Here is a 5,142-nt window from a genome sequence, read left to right as displayed (position 1 = left end):
CCGACGACGGCGCGCGCCCGTCGCCGCGCGGCGCGCGCGCGCCGGAAGCCAACCTGATCCGCGTTGACGCCGCCAAGCTGGACCAGCTGATCGACCTGATCGGCGAACTGATCATCGCCAGCGCCGGCGCCGGCCTGGCCGCCCAGCAGGCCGCCGCGCCGGCGCTGCTGGAATCGGCCACCAAGGTGACGCGCCTGGTGGAACAGGTGCGCGACTCGGCGCTGACCCTGCGCATGGTGCCGGTGGGCGCCACCTTCAACCGCTTCCAGCGCGTGGTGCGCGACGTCTCGGCCGAGCTGGACAAGGACATCCGGCTGGAGATCAGCGGCGCCGACACCGAGCTCGACAAGACGGTGGTGGAAAAGATCGCCGATCCGCTCACCCACCTGGTGCGCAACGCCATGGACCACGGCATCGAGCCGGCCGCCGCGCGCCGCGCCGCCGGCAAGCCGGCGCACGGCACCGTGCGGCTGAACGCCTACCACGACGCCGGCGCCATCGTGATCGAGGTGGCCGACGACGGCGGCGGCCTGAACCAGGAGCGCATCCTGGCCAAGGCGGCCGAGCGCGGCCTGATCGAGGCCGGCGCCCAGCTGGCCGAGCGCGACATCTACAACCTGATCTTCGAGCCCGGCTTCTCCACCGCGGACGCGGTCAGCAACCTGTCCGGGCGCGGGGTCGGCATGGACGTGGTCAAGCGCAACATCGCGGCGCTGCGCGGCAGCATCGAGCTCAGCAGCCGCGAGGGCCGCGGCACCACCGTCAGCATCCGCCTGCCGCTGACGCTGGCCATCATCGACGGCTTCCTGATCGGGGTCGGCCAGGCCGCCTATGTGGTGCCGCTGGCGCTGGTGGTGGAATGCATCGAGCTGACCGCCGCCCAGGCGGCCGAGGCCAACGGCAACCACTACATCAACCTGCGCGGCGAGGTGCTGCCGCTGGTGCGGCTGCGTGAGCTGTTCGGCGCCGCGCCGGCCACGCTGCGGCGCGAGAACGTGGTGGTGATCCGCTACGGCGGTCGGCGCGTGGGGCTGGTGGTGGACCACCTGATGGGCGAATTCCAGACCGTCATCAAGCCATTGGGCAAGATCTTCAGCCAGTTGCGCGGCATCGGCGGCTTCACCATCCTCGGCAACGGCCAGGTGGCGCTGATCCTCAACGTGCCCGAGCTGGTCGGCCAACTGATCCGCCAGCAGGCGGCGCCGGAGGCCGCATGACCATCACCCGCAAAATGCTGCTGCTGGTATTGTCGGCGCTGGCCGGCATCGTGCTGCTGGCGGCCACCTCGCGTCACCTGATCGACCAGGTCTACCAGGAGGCCAACCTCGGCAACCGCGACACCGCGCCCAGCCTGACCATCCTCGACAGCCTGCGCGCCAGCCAGATGCGGGTGCGCCTCTACCTCAACCAGCACCTCCTCAGCCGCGATCCCGCGGACTACGCGCGCATCGAGGCCCAGCTGCAACGCAAGCGGCGCGACACCTTCGACGCCATCCGCCTGTACGCCAGCACCGGCTGCGCGGGCGCCAGCTGCGTCAACGACCGCCGCGACCAGGCCTACCTGGAGCAGATCAAGACGCTGGCGACGCGCTACGACGCCAGCATCGACGCCCTGCTGCAGGCCTCGCGCGAGGGCGGCGACAAGGCCGGCGCGCGCGCCACGCTGGCCGGGCTGATCGGCGGCGCCGACCAGCTCGGCGACCTGATCAGCGAACAGTTCAGCTACAACGTCGAGCTGGGCCGGCAGGGCGCGGCGCGCGCCGCCGAGGCCAAGCGGCACGCCCTGCTGCTGTCGCTGGGGCTGGCGGCCGCCACGCTGCTGGCGGTGGCCGGGCTGGGCTGGTACATCACGGCCGACCTGCGCCGTCAGCTGGGCGACGAGCCGGCCCGCGCGGCCCGGCTGGCCCAGCAGTTCGCGGCGGGCGACCTCGACGCCCGCATCACCCTGCGCGCCGGCGACCGCCACAGCATCATGGCCGCGCTGGCGACGCTGCAAGCGACCTTGCGCGGCGTCACCGCCGCCACCGGCCAGCTGACCCGCGCCGCCGCCCAGGGCCGGCTCGACGTGCGCGCCGACCCCGCCCCGTTCCAGGGCGAGTTCCGCGGCCTGGTCGAGGGCTGCAACGCCATGGTGGGCCATATCGCCGCGCCCATGCTGGTGACCTCCGGCTACGTCCAGCAGATCGCGCGCGGCGTCATGCCGCCGCCCATCGCCACCGACTACCAGGGCGAGTACCGGCTGATCCGCGACAACCTCAACGACCTGATCGCCACCATGACCGCGCTGCACAGCGAGACCCGGGTGCTGATCCAGGGCGCCGCCGACGGCCAGCTGGGGCGGCGCGCCGACGCCGCGCGCTTTAGCGGCGACTGGCGCCAGCTGGTGGCCGGCATCAACCAGACCGTGGACAACATCGTCAACCCGCTCAACCTCACCGCCGCCTACGTGGAACAGATCGCCAGGGGCGTGATCCCGCCGCCGATCAGCACCGCCTACCATGGCCAGTACGGCGTCATCCGCGACAACCTGAACACGCTGGTCGCCACCATGGCGACGCTGCTGGCGCAGACCGACATCATCATCGAGGGCGCCGCCCAAGGCCAGCTCGGCGTCCGGGCCGACGCCACCCTGTTCGCCGGCGGCTGGCAGCGCCTGGTGGCCGGCGTCAACCGGACCCTGGATGGCATCGTGCTGCCGGTCAACGAGGCGGTGGCGGTGCTGGCGGCCATGGAACAGGGCGACCTGAGCCGCACCGTGCGGGGCGATTACCAAGGCCAGCTCAAGGACTTCAAGGACACCGTCAACCACACCATCGGCAAGCTGGCGCAGGTGATCGGCGAGGTGCGCGCGGCGGCCGAATCGCTGTCCTCGGCCTCGGAGCAAATCGCGGCCACCGCGCAGTCGCTGTCGCAGGGCGCCTCGGAACAGGCCGCCTCGGTGGAGGAAACCTCGGCCTCGATCGAGCAGATGTCGGCCACCGTGCTGCAAAACACCGAGAACGCCAAGGTCACCGACGGCATGGCCAGCCAGGCGGCCGCCGAGGCCACCGAGGGCGGCGCCGCCGTGCGCGAGACGGTGGGCGCCATGCGGTCGATCGCGCACAAAACCCGCATCATCGACGACATCGCCTACCAGACCAACCTGCTGGCGCTGAACGCGGCCATCGAGGCCGCCCGCGCCGGCGAGCACGGCAAGGGCTTCGCGGTGGTGGCGGCCGAGGTGCGCAAGCTGGCCGAGCGCTCGCAGGTGGCGGCGCAGGAAATCGGCGACCTGGCCGCGCGCTCGGTCAAGCAGGCCGAGCGCGCCGGCCAGCTGCTGGACGGCATGGTGCCGACCATCACCAAGACCTCCGGCCTGGTGCGCGAGATCGCCGCCGCCGGCGGCGAGCAGGCCTCCGGCATCGGCCAGATCAACGGCGCCATGGACCAGCTCAACCAGACCACCCAGCAGACCGCCGGCGCCGCCGAGGAACTGGCCGCCACCGCCGAGCAGATGGGCGACCAGGCGCTGCAACTGCGGCAGCTGATGCAATTCTTCACCCTGGCCGGCGGGTCGCCGGCAGCGCAGGCTTCCCCGCCCCGGAACGCGGCCTAGGCCCGCGCCCCTTCGGCACCACCATTTCATCAGGAGATACATATGGCATTTTTTGGCAAGCGCATCCCCCAGGAGCGCATCGACACCGTGCTGGAGGTCCTGCAAGCGCTGGGCGACAACGCCGACGGCCCGCTGATCCACGACCTCGGCGACGACGCGCTGGCGCCGGTGCTGGCGCAGTTGCAGCGCATGCAGCAGGCCATGGCCGCCCGCCGCGAAGACGAGCTGAGCCTGCAACGGCTGCGCAGCGGCATGGAAATCGTCTCGACCTGCATCATGATGGCCGATGCCGACCTCAACATCAACTACGTCAACCCGGCCGTGGTCGAGATGATGCGGGTGGCGGAGGCCGACATCCGCCAGATCTTCCCCTCGTTCGACGCCAACAAGCTGCTGGGCTCGAACATCGACCAGTTCCACAAGAATCCGGCGCACCAACGCAAGATGCTGAGCGAGTTCACCAAGCTGTTCCGCACCCAGATCACCATCGGCGCCCGCACCTTCGGCCTCAAGGCCATGCCGATCTTCGGCCGCGACGGCCAGCGCCTGGGCGCGGTGGTGGAATGGGAAGACCGTACCGAGCTGATGCACTTCACCGGCGACCTGACCGCCTGCGTGCAGGACGCGCTGGCCGGCAAGCTCGACACCCGCATCAATTTCGACCGCCTGCCCGAGGGCCGCCTCAAGGACGCCAGCCGCGGCATCAACGCCATCCTCGACGCCGTGGCCCAGCCGCTCAACATCACCGCCGAGTATGTGGACCATATCGCCAAGGGCGTGATCCCGCCGCCGCTGGAAACCCACTACGAGGGCTTGTACGGCGTGATCCAGGCCAACCTGAACGCGCTGGTCAAGATGATGAGCGACCTGCTGGCGCAGACCGCCACCATCATCGAGGGCGCCGCCAACGGCCAGCTCGACCAGCGCGCCGACACCGGCCTGTTCGTCGGCGGCTGGCAGCGCCTGGTGGCCGGCGTCAACCAGACCCTGGACGGCATCGTGCTGCCGGTCAACGAGGCGGTGGCGGTGCTGGCGGAAATGGAGCAGGGCGACCTGACCCGCGCCGTCGAGGGCGATTACCGAGGCCAGCTCAAGGACTTCAAGGATACCGTCAACAACACCATCAGCAAGCTGGCGCAGGTGATCGGCGAGGTGCGCGCGGCGGCCGAATCGCTGTCCTCGGCCTCGGAGCAAATCTCCGGCACCGCGCAGTCGCTGTCGCAGGGCGCCTCGGAACAGGCCGCCTCGGTGGAGGAAACCTCGGCCTCGATCGAGCAGATGTCGGCCACCGTGCTGCAAAACACCGAGAACGCCAAGGTCACCGACGGCATGGCCAGCCAGGCCGCCGCCGAGGCCACCGAGGGCGGCGCCGCCGTGCGCGAGACGGTCGGCGCCATGCAGTCGATCGCGCAAAAGATCGGCATCATCGACGACATCGCCTACCAGACCAACCTGCTGGCGCTGAACGCGGCCATCGAGGCCGCCCGCGCCGGCGAGCACGGCAAGGGCTTCGCGGTGGTGGCGGCCGAGGTGCGCAAGCTGGCCGA

Annotated in this window: 3 protein-coding genes; all 3 read left to right on the top strand. The window is 70.7% G+C overall.

Annotated elements, in window-relative coordinates:
• A partial coding sequence (locus GM676_RS30990; RefSeq protein ID WP_170304392.1) for a chemotaxis protein CheA occupies nucleotides 1-1,217 on the top strand: 1,217 nt, incomplete at its 5' end.
• Nucleotides 1,214-3,595: a methyl-accepting chemotaxis protein gene (locus GM676_RS30985; protein WP_155468411.1), complete on the top strand. Its 2,382-nt coding sequence runs from the start codon at nucleotides 1,214-1,216 to the stop codon at nucleotides 3,593-3,595. The genes GM676_RS30990 and GM676_RS30985, both read left to right, overlap by 4 nt.
• 42 nt (nucleotides 3,596-3,637) lie before the next feature.
• Nucleotides 3,638-5,142: methyl-accepting chemotaxis protein (locus GM676_RS33120; RefSeq protein ID WP_308936709.1), on the top strand; the 1,505-nt coding region annotated here is incomplete at its 3' end.

The organism is Duganella radicis (assembly GCF_009720825.1).
Lineage (GTDB): Bacteria > Pseudomonadota > Gammaproteobacteria > Burkholderiales > Burkholderiaceae_D > Rugamonas > Rugamonas radicis.
Note: the sequence above shows the minus strand (reverse complement) of the source record. Positions and strands in the feature narration are given on the sequence as shown.

Coding starts and splice junctions, on each gene's coding strand:
- GM676_RS30985 (WP_155468411.1), top strand. CDS start 1,214: ATGACCATCACCCGCAAAATGCTGCTGCTGGTATTGTCGGCGCTGGCC.